Here is a 14902-nt window from a genome sequence, read left to right as displayed (position 1 = left end):
CAAGTCAGAAGTTATCCCTTGTTATCGGCGAGCCCGGCGAAATATTTAGACCGCCACAGGTGATTACCGCTGGCGCGTGCTGCCAGCCAAGCCAGTAAGGCCGCGGCGCCCAGCACTGCCGCGCTCAACTCGAATGTCGCCTGATACCCGCTCAGGTCAAACACCAGGCCTCCCACGATAGCGCCTGAGGCGATCGCCAGTTGAATGATCGCAACCATCAAGCCGCCCCCTTGCTTCGGCATCGTCGGGCAGGGTTCTCGACAGCCAGGTCCACCAGCCCACCGGCGCGGCAGTCGCGACCAGGCCCCAGAGCCCGAGTAACACGGTGGTCAGTACGGTGGAACTGCCCACCATGACCAGTGCCAGCGCGATTCCTGCCATCAACAACGGGATGATCGCCAGTGTCAGGAACAGGCCTTTTTTCAGGAAGCGCTCAATCAGGAACGTCCCTGTAAACCCGGCCAGCCCCAACACCAGCAGCATCAACGACAGCCTGGAAACGCTGACCTGGGTAACGGTCTCCAGAAACGGTCGCAGGTAAGTGAACAGCATGAATTGGCCCATGAAAAATACACTCACCGCCAACATGCCCAGCGCCACCGGCGGGCGTTTCAACAGGTGCAGCAGGCCGCTGCTCTTCGCGCTGACTTCTGATTTGATCGACGGCATGCTCACCATCAGCCAGGCCGCCGCCAACACCGCCACCGGGACGACGCAAAAAAACGCCCCGCGCCAGCCGATCAAACCGCCGACAAAGCTGCCCAGCGGCGCGGCGATGACCGTGGCCAGCGCGTTGCCGCCATTGACGATGGCCAATGCGCGCGGCACCTGGGGCTCCGGCACCAGGCGCATGGCGGTGGCGGCCGACAGCGACCAGAAGCCGCCGATGGCCACGCCGATCAACGCACGGCCCAGCATGAACACCAGGTAATTTGGCGCGAACGCCACCACCGTGCCGGAGACGATCATCAGCAGGGTCAGGGACAGCAGCAGGCGCTTGCGATCAACCCGCGCGGCCACGGCCGCGATCATCAGGCTCGTGAGCAAGGCAAACAACCCGGACACCGAAATGCCCTGGCCGGCCTGGCCTTCGGTGATGTGCAGGTCGGCCGCCAGCGGCGTCAGCAGGCTCACGGGCATGAATTCGGACGCGACCAGGGCAAATGCCGCCAGCGACATAGCGAGTACGGCGCCCCAGTTTTTTGTGGTGTGGGTCATCACTTCAAATGGCTCTTGAAGAAGGTGGTGAGCTTGGCGAACGGGATCAGGTCGACCCGGTCGTACAAATCCACATGGCCCGCGTTAGGGATGATGACCAGCTCTTTGGGTTCGGCGGCACGCTGATAGGCGTCCTCGCTGAATTCACGGGAATGGGCGTTGGCGCCGGCGATCAGCAGCAGCGGGCGTGGGGAAATCGTCTCAATGTCGTTGAACGGGTAGAAGTTCATGAACTTCACGTTGCTGCTCAGCGTCGGCCGCGTAGTGGTTTGCGGCGAGGCACCGGTCGGGGTGAACTCACCACGCGGTGTGCGGTAGAAATCGTAGAACTCATCGCCAATCGCATCGCCGGTCAGGGTAAGGGGCGTGCCGCCGGTGTAGACGGTCTCGCCACCCTGGAACTCCACGTAGCGCTGGTTGGCGGCTTGCAGCATGACCTGTTGGCGCTGCGCCAGGGTCACGCCATGTTTGAGGCCATTGCGGTTGGCGGCGCCCATGTCGTACATGCTCACGGTAGCAATCGCCTTGAGGCGTGGGTCGATCTTCGCCGCAGCGATAGCGAAACTGCCACTGCCGCAGACGCCGATCACGCCAATGCGCTCGCGGTCGACGATTGGGCGGGTGCCGAGGTAATCCACGGCGGCGCTGAAGGCTTCGCTGTAGAGTTCGGGCAACACGGCGTTGCGCGGCTCGCCTGCACTGGCGCCCCAGAACGACAGGTCCAGGGACAGGGTGACAAAACCCTGTTCAGCCATTTTGGTGGCGTAGAGGTTTGCGCTTTGTTCTTTGACGGCACCCATCGGGTGGCCGACGATGATGGCGGCATTTTTGGAGGCCGGAGCAAGGTGCTTGGGCACGAACAGATTGCCTGCGATCGCCATGCCGTATTGATTGTTGAAGGTGACTTTTTCGACGGTCACCTGTTCGCTTTGGTAGAAGTTGTTGGCTCCGTTGGACATATCGGCTCCCAGTGAAGAAAAAGAAGTCACCAGCAAACCCAGGGCGAGCAAGAGGCTTTTCATCGGATGATCCTTGAGAAGGTCGGTCCGCACATTTTCCCTAGGCAGGGCGGGGTTCTGTAGTGCGTTTCACTGGATTACTTGCCTGATCCTCTGAGTCTTGCGGTTTGCCGGGGACGCCCACGGGCTGGCCGGGGTAAAGTCCAGTCAAGAGAGGAACGAGCGTGTTATGACGATCAATCAAACAGCGTTGGATGTACTGATCCAGGCCATCGGTTCGCGGGTGCACGCGCCCGGCGACTACTCCATGCCGATTCCCGGCCTGGGCTTTTATCGACGGGAGCAGCCCGCGCAACCGGTGGTGTGCATGGTCGAGCCGTGCATCGTGCTGGTGGCCCAGGGTGAAAAGCAGTTGTGGGTCGGCGGGGAGGGGTATCCGTATGACACCTCGCGGTTTCTGGTGACCTCATTGGACATCCCGGCCAACTCCGAAGTGATCGCCGCCAGCCCCGAGCAACCGTGCCTGGGGCTGACGTTCAAGCTGGACCTGCGCATCCTGGCTGAGCTGATTGCCCAGAGCGAGCTGCCACCGACCCGTGAACGGGCAGTGCTGAAAGGGGTGGGGATTGGCACCGTCACTGACGGCATGCTCGCGTCGTTCGCACGACTCGTCGCGTTGCTGGATGAGCCCGAAGCCATTCCGGTGCTGGCGCCGTTGATCCAGCGCGAGATCCATTACCGGCTCTTGAAAAGCGACCAGGCTGGCCGCCTGCGGCAGATATGTTCAGTCGACGGGCAGGGCTATCGCATCGCCCGGGCGATCGACTGGCTCAAGCTCAACTACGACGCGGCGCTGCGCGTGGAAGAGCTGGCCGCGCGCGTGCAAATGAGCGCAGCGACCTTTCATCATCACTTTCGCCAGTTGACGGCGATGAGCCCGCTGCAGTACCAGAAGTGGTTGCGCCTGAACGAGGCGCGGCGCTTGATGTTGAACGAGCACCATGACGTGTCCAGCGCGGCGTTCAAGGTGGGCTATGAAAGCCCGTCGCAGTTCAGCCGCGAATACGGCCGCTTGTTCGGCGTGCCGCCCAAGCGCGATATTGCAGCGCTGCGTGGCAAGGTCGGGGTGGCTGATCGGGCGTCAAATTAGCGGAACCCATTCCAGGTCGGCGATCACGGTGCGCTCATCGGCGCTGAGCAAGAATTTGAGGCGGTGACCCTCGATTGGCGTGGTGGCCGGGGCCACCTCGCACGTTCAGGCTTTAATTGATCCGCGGATGCTGCTGCACCAGGTTCTGGCGCTTGGCTTCCAGAGCGGCAATTTCTGCATCGATGTCTTCGATTTTCTGCTCGATATTGTCGTGATGTTCCTGCAGCAACTCCTTGGCTTCTTCCATGTCCGAAGCGGCCGGCGCTGCGCCGCGCAATGGCTTGTTGGCGGTTTCCTTCATGGTCAGGCCGGTGATCAGGCCGACTACGGCAAACACCATCAGGTAGTAGGCGGGCATGAACAGGTCGTTGGTGCTTTCTACCAGCCAGGCCACGGCGGTTGGCGTGAGGCCGGCGATCAGTACTGAAACGTTGAACGCAGCGGCCAAGGCGCTGTAGCGCAGGTGGGTGGGGAACATCGCGGGCAGTGTCGAGGCCATCACGCCGATGAAGAAGTTGAGGATCACGGCCAGGATCAGCAAGCCGGCGAAGATCAACCCGATCTTGCCGCTGGTGATCAGCATAAACGCCGGGATGGACAGGAACAGCAAACCGATGCTGCCAGCGATGATGAAAGGCTTGCGGCCGATCTTGTCGCTGATAAAGCCAATGAACGGCTGCACGAACAGCATGCCGACCATGATCGCGATGATGATCAGCACGCCGCTGTTTTCTTTGTAATGCAGGTTATGTGACAGGTAGCTCGGCATGTAGGTGAGCAACATGTAGTACGTCACGTTGGTCGCTGCGACGATACCGATGCAGGTCAGCAGGCTGCGCCAGTGCTTGGTCGCGACTTCCTTGAACGAGACTTTGGGGCCGTGGGTCAGGCCTTCGCGGTCGCCTTGCTCGAGTTTGTCCATGTGCTGTTGGAATGCTGGTGTTTCTTCCAGTGCATGGCGCAGATACAGGCCGATGATGCCCAGGGGCAAGGCGAGGAAGAACGGCAGGCGCCAGCCCCATGCTTCGAATTCGGCTTCGCCCAGGACGCTGGAAATCAGTACCACTACGCCTGCGCCCAGGACGAAACCAGCGATGGAACCAAAGTCCAGCCAACTGCCCAGGAAGCCGCGCTTGCGGTCCGGGGCGTACTCGGCGACGAAGATCGACGCGCCGGTGTATTCACCGCCCACCGAGAAGCCCTGGGCCATTTTGCACAGCAACAGCAGGATCGGCGCCCAGATGCCAATCGAGGCATAACCGGGGATGAGGCCAATGGCAAAGGTGCTCAGGGACATGATCACGATGGTCGCGGCGAGCACTTTTTGCCGTCCGTACTTATCGCCCAGTGCACCAAAGAACAGGCCGCCCAGGGGACGGATCAGGAAGGGCACGGAGAAGGTGCCGAGTGCAGCGATCATTTGTACGCTGGGCGAGGCGTCGGGGAAGAACACCTTGCCGAGCACATAGGCGACAAATCCGTAGACGCCAAAGTCGAACCATTCCATGGCGTTACCCAGTGCGGCGGCGGTGATTGCCTTGCGCACCTTGGTGTCGTCGACAATGGTGATGTCTTTCAATCCGATCGGTTTGACGCTTTTTCTTACGTAATTTCATGCGGGGCACTCTAAAGCAGAACAGGGGAGGTGCCATCGCAGCGATGGCACCGCTCTGTCAGTTCAGATACAAGCGGACATGAAATAATTCACCGTTATTTGCTTTTTTTTGCAGATGCATTGAACTTCGTCGATTCACAACGGAGCGATCTGAATGCCCGCGACTTTTTCCCGCCTCATCTACCGTCCACCGCAGCCCGCAGACGTGCAGCGATTGTTCGCGATCTTCGGCGACCCGCAGACCAACCTGTTTAATCCAGCCGGCCCCATGGTCACCCTCGGCGAGGCGCAACGCCTGCTGGATCGTTGGCTGGGGCAGTGGGCCGCTCAGGGGTATGGCTGGTGGGCGATTGCGCGAAATGAGGCGCCGGAACACATCATCGGCTTCGGTGGGATCGCGCCACTCCACTACTTGGCCGAACAGCGCATCAACCTGGGTTACCGGTTTGCAGTGGAAGCCTGGGGGCAGGGCTACGCGACCGAACTTGGCCGCGATGCGCTGGCGCTGGCATTTGAAACCCTGGGCGTGCCCGAAGTGTTCGGCCTGGTACGACCGGACCACGCAGCCTCGATCCGCGTGCTGGAAAAGATCGGTATGCAGCTCTTCGGCGTTCTTGACGATGTGCCGGGCAAGTCGCCAAGCCGGGTGTTTCGCATTTGTCATCCTACAACTGCTTTTGCCTGACCTTTCACATCGCCGCGCAATACCTCGATAAAGGGCAATCTTTCAGATTGACACCGTGTAGGTGTCCCGATATAAAAGTCGCAGTTGTACGACGACATATGACGTTACATATGTCCTACCTAACAAAAATAAAAAGTGATGCCATGAACTTGAACGAGCCCATCAACGCCCATCGCGTTGGCCAAGCTGTAGGCAACTATCGCTGGACCATCTGCGCGATGCTGTTCTTCGCGACCACCGTCAACTACCTCGACCGCCAGGTGCTCAGTCTCTTGGCGCCGCAGTTGTCGACGCAATTTGGCTGGAGCAACACCGACTACGCCAACATTGCTGCAGTTTTCCAGTTTGTCTACGCCATCTCCATGCTGTTCGCCGGGCGCTTTGTCGACAAGATCGGCACCAAGGCAGCCTACGTGGTGGCGATTGGCATCTGGTCCACGGGTGCCATCATGCATGCGTTCTCGGTGCCGATGGGCGAGGGCATCGCAGCGATCAGCGGCGCGATTGGGCTGGCAGTGATTCCTGTGTCGATTGCAGGGTTCATGCTGTCCCGTGCAGTGTTGGCGATTGGCGAGGCGGGCAACTTCCCAATTGCGATCAAGGCGACTGCCGAATACTTCCCCAAGAAAGAACGCTCGCTGGCCACCGGTATCTTCAATTCCGGGGCCAACGTCGGTGCCATCCTGGCGCCTATCTGCGTGCCGTTGATTGCCGGTTTATGGGGCTGGGAAGCGGCGTTTATTGTGATCGGTGGGTTGGGTTTCGTGTGGGTGGCGGTGTGGATCGCACTCTATAAGAAGCCGGACGAGCAAAAGCGTCTGTCGCCCGAAGAGCTGGCCTACATCCGCAGCGACCAGACCGTGCAGCCCTTCACGCCTGAACCCGCTGGCGCAGTGGCGAAAAAAGTCTCGTGGTTCAAGTTGCTCACTTACCGCCAGACCTGGGCCTTTGCTTTCGGCAAGTTCATGACTGACGGCGTGTGGTGGTTCTTCCTGTTCTGGCTGCCCACCTACCTGTCGGCGCAATACGGTATGAAAGGCCCCGACATCGTGCTGCCGCTGGCGGTGCTGTACAGCATGACCATGGTTGGCAGTATCGGCGGCGGCTGGTTCCCCAGCTACTTCATGGCGCGCGGCGATGCGCCGTATGACGGCCGCATGAAAGCCATGCTGGTGATTGCGCTGTTCCCGCTCGTGGTACTGCTGGCGCAGCCGTTGGGTTACATCAGCTTCTGGGTCCCGGTATTACTGATCGGCGTGGGCGCGTCGGCGCACCAGGCGTGGTCGTGCAACATCTTCACCACCGTGTCTGATATGTTCCCGCAGAAGACCGTAGCCTCGGTGGTCGGCATCGGCGGCATGGCCGGCGGCCTGGGCGGCGTGGTGATGACCAAGATCGGCGGCTGGGTGTTCGATTACTACAAGTCCATCAACGACATCCACACCGGCTACATGATCATGTTCGCCATTTGCGCACTGGCCTACCTGGTGGCCTGGAGCGTGATGAAGACACTGGTGCCGCGTCACAAGGAAATCACTGACCTGTAATTGGCACGGGCAAGGCGGTGTCTCGCTTGGCTATCAGGATGATGCGCACCGCCATCACCACGCCGATCAGCACCGCCGCCAGGCCTGCCGCTTCCATGAGCGTCGGGCCCCGGCCTGCGAACGCCAGGCCGAGCAGGGTGGCGAACAGTGATTCAAGGGCGATCAACTGGCCGCTCAGGACCATGGGTAAGCGACGTGTTGCGGCGTTCCAGGCCCAGGCGCCGACCACGGTGGACATCACGGCAATCACCAAGCCCCAGGCATACAACGGCGCCGCCTGTTCAAGCCCAGCGCCGAGGACTGGCAGCCTCAGCAACCCCAGGGCCTGCATGAACGGCCACAGGCACAGCGCAGCGATGCCGGCCCCGGCCAGCATCAGCGCGGTCCAAAGCCCGGTCGCCTGAGCCGGTAACTGCATCAGGTGCTGTTGGTTGAGCACGCTGAACAGTAGCCATAAGGCCACGGCACCCAGCGACCAAAACAACCCCGACAACCACGAACCGGCACTCAACGACGGTTGATGAAGGCTGCCGACGTTCGACAGTGCCAGCCCTGTCATCAGGCACGACAAGGGGGTGATCAGTCGACGCCATTCGACGGTCTTGTGCCGCGCATTGCCCAGCAACGCGAGCAGCACCGGCACCGTCCCGACGACCGCCGGCGTGAGCACCGGCCCGGCAAAGTGCACGCCGGCGGCGATGCACACGCCATAACCCAGGCAACCCAACGCGCCCAGCCCGCCTGCCAGCAATCGCTGGCCAGGCGTGATCAGGTGCAAATGAGCGCGACTCAGGAGTATCCAACCGACGCCCAGCCCGCCGACGAACAGGAATCGCACGAGCATCAGGTCGTAGAGGCTGTAGGCGCCGGTCACGTAGGGGGTGATGAAGTTCAGCGCCCAGCCGAGGGTTGCAATCACAGCAAGGAACAGTCCGACAAGTATTGACGCGGGTGCAGGATTCATCCGGTTATCCATCAAGTAATGGATGCCCATGGTGCCCAGCCGCGCGGCCGTGCTACAAACGAGTTCTCGGCCCTGGATACATAACCAAAGATTATGAATACGCTCGGCAAAACCCTACCGCCCCTCGCCAGCTTGCTGCCCTTCGAAGCGGCGGCACGCCTGGAGAGTTTTTCCAAGGCAGCCGATGAGCTGCACCTCACCCAGGCCGCGATCAGCCGACAGATCCGCGGGCTCGAGGATAATCTTGGGATCAAGCTGTTTCAGCGCCGCAATCGTGCCGTGTTCCTCACGCCGGAGGGGCGCGAGCTGGGGCGGGTGATCAGCGAGGCGCTGCGCAGCATCGGTGATGGCGCCGCCCGCCTGCGCGCGGTGCACCACAGCAACCGTGTGGTGCTGCTCTGCCAGTTGTGTGAAGCGTTTTATTGGCTGATGCCGCGCTTATCGACGTTTCACCAGCAATACCCGCATATCGAAATCCAGGTCGTGACCACCACTCGACCCTTGACTGAATTCAACGACCCCTTTGACGTTGCGCTGCAAAGCACGCGGCGCGCCAGCGGGGCTCATCCGCTGATATTTACAGCCTCGGACGAAGTCTTTCCGGTGTGCAGTCCGCTCTACCTGGCCGTAGAGCAACCGCTGTCACTAAATGCATTGCAGCGTCATACGTTCTTGCACCACAGCGCACCGCCGCCGCATCTGATGGAGTGGGAGGAGTGGCTGCAGGTGTTTGGCCATAGGCTGGCCGGGGACGCGCGAAGTGCCACGTTCGACAGCTACCCACTGATGTTGCAGGCCGCTGTTGAGGGGTACGGGATTGCCATGGGCTGGCGTCGCACCGCGAGCCGCTTGATTGAAAGTGGCGCGCTGGTGAGGCCGTGCGCCGAGAGCGTGCACTTGCCCGACGCTATTTCGGTTTATCGGCATCAAGCGGCTGGGAGGCGGGATGGAGTGGCGGCGCTGCTCGCCTGGCTCGAGGCGCAGTTGCAGGATTAAGGATGACAGGGGCGCTGTCCGCCCCTGTCGTGTACGGCTAGGGGTTGCGTGTTACTCGCCACACGGTATTGGCCAAATCATCGGCAATGATCAGCGCGCCTTTCGGGTCCACCGTCACACCCACCGGCCGGCCGCGGGTTTTGCCGTCGTCACCGCGGAAACCGGTGGCAAAGTCGATGGGTTCGCCAGAGGGCTTGCCGTTGCTGAAGGGCACGAAGATCACCTTGTAGCCCACCGGGTTGTCACGGTTCCAACTGCCGTGTTCGCCAACAAATACGCCGTCGGCAAACTTCTCACCCATTTGCGCGATGGAAAAGTCCACGCCCAGTGCCGCCACATGGGAGCCGAGGCTGTAATCCGGCTTGATCGCGGCGGCCACTTTGGCCGGGTTCTGTGGCTGTGCGCGTGGGTCGACGTTCTGGCCCCAGTAGCTGTAGGGCCAGCCGTAGAACGCGCCTTCACGCACTGAGGTGAGGTAGTCCGGGACCAGGTCCGGGCCGAGTTCGTCGCGTTCGTTAACCACCGTCCACAGTTGGCCGGTGTCCGGCTGAATAGTCAGCGCCGTCGGGTTGCGCAGGCCTGTCGCGTAAGGTTTGTGCGCGCCGGTTGCGGCATCGATCTGCCAGACCATCGCGCGGTCGATCTCCACTTCCATGCCGCGTTCGGTAACGTTGCTGTTGGAGCCGATACCCACGTAGAGCTGGCGACCGTCAGCACTCACGGCCAGGGATTTGGTCCAGTGGTGGTTGATCTGCGCCGGCAGGTCGGTGACTTTGATGGGCGCGCCGCTGGCTTTGGTCTGGCCGTCGGTGTAGTCGAAGCGCACCAGCGCATCCTGGTTGGCCACATACAGCTTGCCGTCGGCGAAGGCCAAGCCGTAGGGCGCGTTCAGGTTATCGGCGAACACGGTTTTGAGTTCGTAGGTGCCGTCACCGTCGGCGTCGCGCAGCAGGGTCAGGCGGTTGCCGCCCTTTACCTTGGTGTTGCCTTCGGCCTTGATCAGGCTGGCGATCACATCCTTGGGCTTGAGCTTGGCCGCGCTGCCGCCACGGCCTTCGGCGACCAGGATGTCGCCGTTGGGCAGCACCAGGGTCTGGCGTGGAATGGCCAGGTCAGTGGCGATAGCGGAGATGCTGTAGCCGTCCGGCACCTTGGGTTTCTGCTCGCCCCACGGCACGGGCTCGGCAATCTTCATGCTGGGTAGCAGGCTGCTTTGCTGTTCCGGCAACTTGGGGTCCGGGCCGCGGGCCTGGGTCTTGTCGCCTTCGCCACCGCATGCGGTCAGCAACAGCGCAGCGCTTAATAGGGTCAGCGTGCTGGACGTTTTCATTGGGCAGCTCCCGAGCGCAGGTTAGTCAGGCCGATCCACGTTGCGACGAATGCCAGCAGCGTGACAATCGCCGACAGCACCAAGCCCGTGGGCATCATGGCGTATGCATCCTTGGCATGCTGAAAGGCATTGACCAGGCCCAATACCCAGGCGGCTAACAACACCAGGAAATACACTGCGGGTCGCCCGGATTTACGCTCGGCGCGCAATAGATTGACCAGCGAAAACAACAGCGCAAATCCACTGAACACCAACGCGCTGGCAATCAGCCAGGACGCGAAGTTGGCCCACTGAATCTGGTAGGTCTGGCCGTAGGCAATATCGCTGAGCAGTGCACCCAGAAACAGCGGCACGCTGCCGGCGAGCATTATTGAGTGCAGCGGGCCAGGTCTTGTCGCGTAGTAGGCGGGGAGGGTAGTCATGGGGGTAGCGGCTCCTTATCGTTCAGCGCTCCTGGAGTCAGGGCGCGGTGACTTCGCATAGGAGAGGAGCTTTTCGTTTATCAGAAAGTTCACTGGGGATTGGTGTCGAGATGTTTTTCGTACCACTCGGCATAGGGTGTGTTGACGACCTGATGGCGATTGAAGTCCGGACTGCCGTCGCTCCACCACACCGGACCGCGTTCGCCCAGTGCGACTTTGGCGCGCTGCACGTGCTGACGGGCCAGCTTCAGCGCTTGCGGGTCGTCGTGCGCCTTGGCCGCTTTGACCGCACGGCGAGCGTCCATCAGCTCGTGCACCAGGCGCTGACGGGTGTCTTCGTCCAACGTCGGGTCAGTGCAGCGCCACAGTTGGCCATTGACTATGAAGTAGCGTTTGTCCGGCGTGCTAAGCATGGTGCCAGCGCAGTACCCGCAACACGCCCCACATCATCGAAATCACAATCGCGATCCAGCCGGCAAACAGGCTGAAGAGGGTCATTGCAAGGTTCATAAGCACCTCCAGTGTGTGGTCGTCTTTATAAATGACCCCGGTCAAAAACCAGGATTCAACTTAATTTCCTGACTGAACCCCTGGCAGGGTTACCCACCTAAGCACCTATAATCCCCACACTTGCTTACCATCAGGCCTTTCCATGCCCCATCCTCGCATCGGCTTCGCATGCCAGTACAAGCATCCCGAACGCCTGCTGTCGGCCAGCGCCCTCAAGCTGATCGAAGGCCCGTTCAACCCGCGTACCACCACCCTGCGCTGGATGGACGGGGTAGCGCCTAACGTGGCCCGCGACAAGCTGGTTGAAGTGGTGACCCACAACCTGGCCGCCCAATTGCGCTTGCTGGCCTATGTCGCCGAACTGCCGCCGACCTTGCGCATGCTGCGCTTGAGCAGCGATCTGCTGCCGTTCTACAGCCACCCGAAGGTCGCTGCGGTTTACAAGGATCCGGCCATCGAGCGTCAATGCGTGGAAGGCTTCGCCACCATCGGCGAACTGGCGCGTGCTTCGGATATCCGCTTGTCGTTCCACCCAGGCCAGTACTGTGTACTCGGTTCGGAAAACCCCGGCGTGGTGGAAAACAGCCTGGCCGAATTTGAATACCACGCCGACATGATCCGCATGATGGGCTACGGCCGGCGCTTCCAGGACCTCAAGTGCAACGTGCATATCGCCGGTCGCCTGGGCGTGGAAGGCACCCGTGCGGTGTGGGCGCGGCTGTCGGAAGTGGCGCGCAACTGCATCACCTTCGAGAACGACGAAAAAACCTACGGCCTCGATCATTGCCTGCAAGTCGCCGACCTGGCGCCGGTGGTGCTGGATATCCACCATTGCTGGATCAATGAAAACGAGTACATCGACCCCCACTCAGAGAGGGTCACCCGCGTGATTGAAAGCTGGCGTGGCGTGCGGCCTACCCTGCATTACTCCCAGCCCCAGGAAGTCTTGCAGGAGCTCGGTTTCGACGCCGAGCACAAGCTGGAAATGGACGCGCTGTTGAAGGTGGTTTCCAAGCGCGACCTGTATGCGCACAGCGCACAAATGTGGAACCGCTGGACCAACGACTATGCGCTGCAGTTTTTCGATCGCTTCGACATCATGTTGGAGTCCAAGGACAAGAATGTGGCAGCTTGGGCGTTTTATGAGCATTTCAAGCGACGTTCAGTTTAAAAAAGGAAACCTTTACTCATGCCAACCCTGCATCTGCTATGCGGCAAGATAGCGTCGGGCAAGTCAACGCTCGCCAGCACCCTCAGCGCTGAACACGCGGCGATGCGGTTAAGCGAGGATCAGTGGCTCGCTCAGTTGTACCCCGGTGAAATTTTGTCGGTGGCGGATTACCTGCGCTGCGCCCAACGCATCCGCGGGGTGTTGGGGCCGCTGGTGGTAGGTTTGCTGGAGTCGGGCGTCAACGTGGTGCTGGATTTTCCGGCCAACACCTTGGCTAACCGCCAGTGGCTGCTGGGACTGGCGCAGGCCGCCGGGGTGCCACACTGCTTGCACTATCTGGAACTGGACGACGACACCTGCCGCGCCCGACTGCATGCGCGTAATGCGCACGGTGAGCACGATTTTGCGGCGACGGATGCCGAGTTTGACCTGATCACACGCCACTTCTGTGTGCCAAGTGAGGAGGAGGGGTTGGTGATTGAGGTGCATCGCTCGTGAGTGCAGCGCATTTTAAAGGGGTCGACGCCGAAGGTTTCATCCTCACAGTCCCCGAAACGTCCGTGCAGAGTGAGTTTCAGCCATTGCTGGAGGAGGCCTGCACCGCTCTGTCGCAGGAAGCGCTGGGAGTGGAGGGTATCTACCTCTATGGCAGTGTGGCGCGCGGTGATGCCATCCCGGGTGTTTCCGATCTTGATCTCACGCTGGTGCTGCGCGAGTCGCCGACTTCACAGGTTCTGGCGGGGTTGGAAGTGATCCGGTGCGACCTGGAGCGGCGGCATTCTCAAGTCACCAAGGTGGATTTCGATATTGGCAGCCGTGGGGAAGTAGTGGCGGCGGAAAACCGGAACAGCTGGGGCTTCTGGCTCAAGCACCATTGCCGATGCGTGTGGGGTGAGGACCTTGCGCTGCACATTGAGCGGTTTCGGCCTTCGGTGGACATTGCCTTGGCCATGAACGGTGACTTCGAAACGGCATTGACCGCCTACCTCACGCGCATCGCAGGCGCCGACTCCGAGCTGGAACGGCTTCGCTGGCAGCGTGAGGCGTCACGCAAGCTGATCAGGGCGACCCATGTATTCCGTTCGCGGGATGCGGCTACGTGGCCGCAGACACTCGAAGAGCACGTTGCGCTGTTCGTCCAGGGGCATCCGACAATGATGATTCAGGTGGCGTTCTTCCTGTTTGAAGCCCGAAACCCGAGTGCCGCCGGCGAAAAATTCTCAGCCCGACTCCAGGCCTTTCTGAGCTGGATGGTTTCACAGCAAGCGTAGTTCTACTGGCGTTCGCCGGTATAGGCGAAATCCAACCACCACAGCAGATCCCCTGTGGGAGCTGTCGAGCTTTAGCGAGGCTGCGAAAGCGGTGGGTAAGGTGATGAAAATGCTGGCAGTGCCGCCGCCTTCGCAGCCTCGCCAGGGCTCGACAGCTCCCACATTTGAGCTTTATCGCCGCTGAAATCAAGCCCGTAGCCAAGACCGAAATCCAACTAAAACAGCAGCTCCCACCGGTTATCTTGGTCACCGCTTAAAGCTGCGTTCGCAGGTACAACCGAGGCCCACGGATCCTACGACTTGAACCGTCCCACCAACCCATTCAACTCATCCGAAAGGTTGGACAACCGCCCCGAATCGTCCTGCGCCGAGTTGGCCAGGCTTTCTACCAGTCGGGCCTCGTCGTAGATCTGCTGGATATGCCGGTTGATCTCTTCGGCCACGCTGTGTTGTTCCTCGGCGGCGGCGGAGATCTGCAGGTTCTGGTCGCGGATTTCGTTCACTGACAGTTGAATGCCTTCGAAGCTGTCCCGTGCGCTTTCGATGGACGACACGCTGGCCCGCGACAGGTCCAGGCAACTGCCCATCTTTTGCGTGACCTCCTGGGTCTTGTTTTCCAGGGTGCCGAGCAGTTGCTCGATTTCGCCGGTGGAGTCTGACGTGCGCTTGGCCAGTGCGCGCACTTCATCGGCCACCACGGCAAAACCACGGCCTTGATCACCGGCGCGGGCGGCTTCGATGGCAGCGTTGAGCGCCAAGAGGTTGGTTTGTTCGGCAATCGCGCGAATGGTGCCGAGGATCTGGTTGATGCTGCGGCTGCCGGCCTCCAGTTCAACCATGGCTTGGGACGACTCGGTGAGACGGCGGCCCAAGCGGTTGACGTTATCGGTCGTGACCTCGATCTGCTGCTTGCCCTCTGCCACGCGACGGTGCCCGTTTTCGGCGGACTCCGCGGCGCCGCTGCATGAGCGCGCGACTTCGTTGGCGGTGGCGACCATTTCGTTGAACGCGGTGGACACCAATTCAACCGCCTCACGTTGCCGGCCCGCAGCTTCGTTCATGTT

General features: G+C 60.9%; 14 protein-coding genes and 1 pseudogene. 7 read left to right on the top strand and 8 right to left on the bottom strand.

Going from position 1 to position 14902, the window contains the following annotated elements:
* Positions 1–11: 11 nt before the first annotated feature.
* Both AB4O35_RS21715 and AB4O35_RS21710 read right to left on the bottom strand, forming a co-directional pair.
* A pseudogene (locus AB4O35_RS21715) lies at positions 12–1218 on the bottom strand (MFS transporter).
* The gene (locus AB4O35_RS21710) at positions 1218–2240 is read right to left on the bottom strand and encodes an alpha/beta hydrolase (RefSeq protein WP_065880632.1); all 1023 of its coding nucleotides are present in this window, start codon (positions 2238–2240) and stop codon (positions 1218–1220) included. Before AB4O35_RS21710 ends, AB4O35_RS21715 begins: the two are co-directional and overlap by 1 nt.
* A 166-nt stretch (positions 2241–2406) precedes the next feature.
* On the opposite strand from AB4O35_RS21710, the gene AB4O35_RS21705 reads away from it, so the two are divergent.
* Entirely contained in the window at positions 2407–3327 is a 921-nt protein-coding gene (locus tag AB4O35_RS21705) for an AraC family transcriptional regulator (protein ID WP_065880631.1), read from the top strand.
* Positions 3328–3439: 112 nt separating this feature from the next.
* On the opposite strand, the gene proP is transcribed toward AB4O35_RS21705, so the two are convergent.
* Positions 3440–4912 (bottom strand): glycine betaine/L-proline transporter ProP, encoded by a 1473-nt coding sequence (gene proP, locus AB4O35_RS21700; RefSeq protein WP_460149655.1) that lies wholly within the window; start codon positions 4910–4912, stop codon positions 3440–3442.
* A gap of 184 nt (positions 4913–5096) precedes the next feature.
* Here proP and AB4O35_RS21695 point away from each other — a divergent pair, with 184 nt between their 5' ends.
* Together AB4O35_RS21695 and AB4O35_RS21690 are read left to right on the top strand one after the other, a co-directional pair.
* Positions 5097–5627 carry a GNAT family N-acetyltransferase gene (locus tag AB4O35_RS21695; protein ID WP_460149271.1) on the top strand — a complete coding sequence of 177 codons (531 nt, stop codon included), beginning with the start codon at positions 5097–5099 and terminating at the stop codon, positions 5625–5627.
* A gap of 143 nt (positions 5628–5770) precedes the next feature.
* Positions 5771–7174, top strand: coding sequence for an MFS transporter (locus AB4O35_RS21690; RefSeq protein ID WP_065872893.1), 1404 nt, complete (start codon positions 5771–5773; stop codon positions 7172–7174).
* Here AB4O35_RS21690 and AB4O35_RS21685 read toward each other — a convergent pair.
* Positions 7161–8138: a DMT family transporter gene (locus tag AB4O35_RS21685; protein ID WP_065909499.1), complete on the bottom strand. Its 978-nt coding sequence runs from the start codon at positions 8136–8138 to the stop codon at positions 7161–7163. The genes AB4O35_RS21690 and AB4O35_RS21685 overlap by 14 nt on opposite strands.
* Positions 8139–8231: 93 nt before the next feature.
* Between AB4O35_RS21685 and AB4O35_RS21680 the strand changes: the two genes are divergently transcribed.
* A complete protein-coding gene (locus AB4O35_RS21680) occupies positions 8232–9134 on the top strand; it encodes a LysR substrate-binding domain-containing protein (protein WP_065909497.1) in 903 nt (300 codons plus the stop codon).
* A 37-nt stretch (positions 9135–9171) separates the two neighbouring features.
* Here the strand turns inward: AB4O35_RS21680 and AB4O35_RS21675 are convergent, their stop codons facing one another.
* The 3 genes from AB4O35_RS21675 to AB4O35_RS21665 all read right to left on the bottom strand — a co-directional run bounded on the left by AB4O35_RS21675 (position 9172) and on the right by AB4O35_RS21665 (position 11299).
* Complete coding sequence (locus AB4O35_RS21675; protein ID WP_065880629.1) at positions 9172–10464, bottom strand: PQQ-dependent sugar dehydrogenase; 1293 nt, start codon at positions 10462–10464, stop codon at positions 9172–9174.
* Entirely contained in the window at positions 10461–10886 is a 426-nt protein-coding gene (locus AB4O35_RS21670) for a DUF2231 domain-containing protein (RefSeq protein ID WP_065872897.1), read from the bottom strand. Before AB4O35_RS21670 ends, AB4O35_RS21675 begins: the two co-directional genes overlap by 4 nt.
* An 89-nt stretch (positions 10887–10975) precedes the next feature.
* Entirely contained in the window at positions 10976–11299 is a 324-nt protein-coding gene (locus AB4O35_RS21665) for a hypothetical protein (RefSeq protein ID WP_065945429.1), read from the bottom strand.
* A gap of 239 nt (positions 11300–11538) precedes the next feature.
* Between AB4O35_RS21665 and AB4O35_RS21660 the strand changes: the two genes are divergently transcribed.
* Genes AB4O35_RS21660 through AB4O35_RS21650 form a run of 3 tightly spaced genes read left to right on the top strand, consistent with a single transcriptional unit; the run spans position 11539 to position 13838 of the window.
* A complete protein-coding gene (locus tag AB4O35_RS21660; protein ID WP_065872899.1) occupies positions 11539–12567 on the top strand; it encodes an apurinic/apyrimidinic endonuclease family protein in 1029 nt (342 codons plus the stop codon).
* A gap of 18 nt (positions 12568–12585) precedes the next feature.
* Positions 12586–13065, top strand: coding sequence for a P-loop nucleotide/nucleoside kinase family protein (locus tag AB4O35_RS21655; RefSeq protein WP_065872900.1), 480 nt, complete (start codon positions 12586–12588; stop codon positions 13063–13065).
* A complete protein-coding gene (locus AB4O35_RS21650) occupies positions 13062–13838 on the top strand; it encodes a nucleotidyltransferase domain-containing protein (RefSeq protein ID WP_065872901.1) in 777 nt (258 codons plus the stop codon). The genes AB4O35_RS21655 and AB4O35_RS21650 overlap by 4 nt, the downstream gene beginning before the upstream one ends.
* Before the next feature lie 293 nt (positions 13839–14131).
* Here the strand turns inward: AB4O35_RS21650 and AB4O35_RS21645 are convergent, their stop codons facing one another.
* Positions 14132–14899 (bottom strand): methyl-accepting chemotaxis protein, encoded by a 768-nt coding sequence (locus AB4O35_RS21645; protein ID WP_371905347.1) that lies wholly within the window; start codon positions 14897–14899, stop codon positions 14132–14134.
* Positions 14900–14902 lie beyond the last annotated feature (3 nt).

The organism is Pseudomonas sp. H1_A03, assembly GCF_054685145.1.
This window is presented reverse-complemented; position numbering and strand designations above follow the sequence as displayed.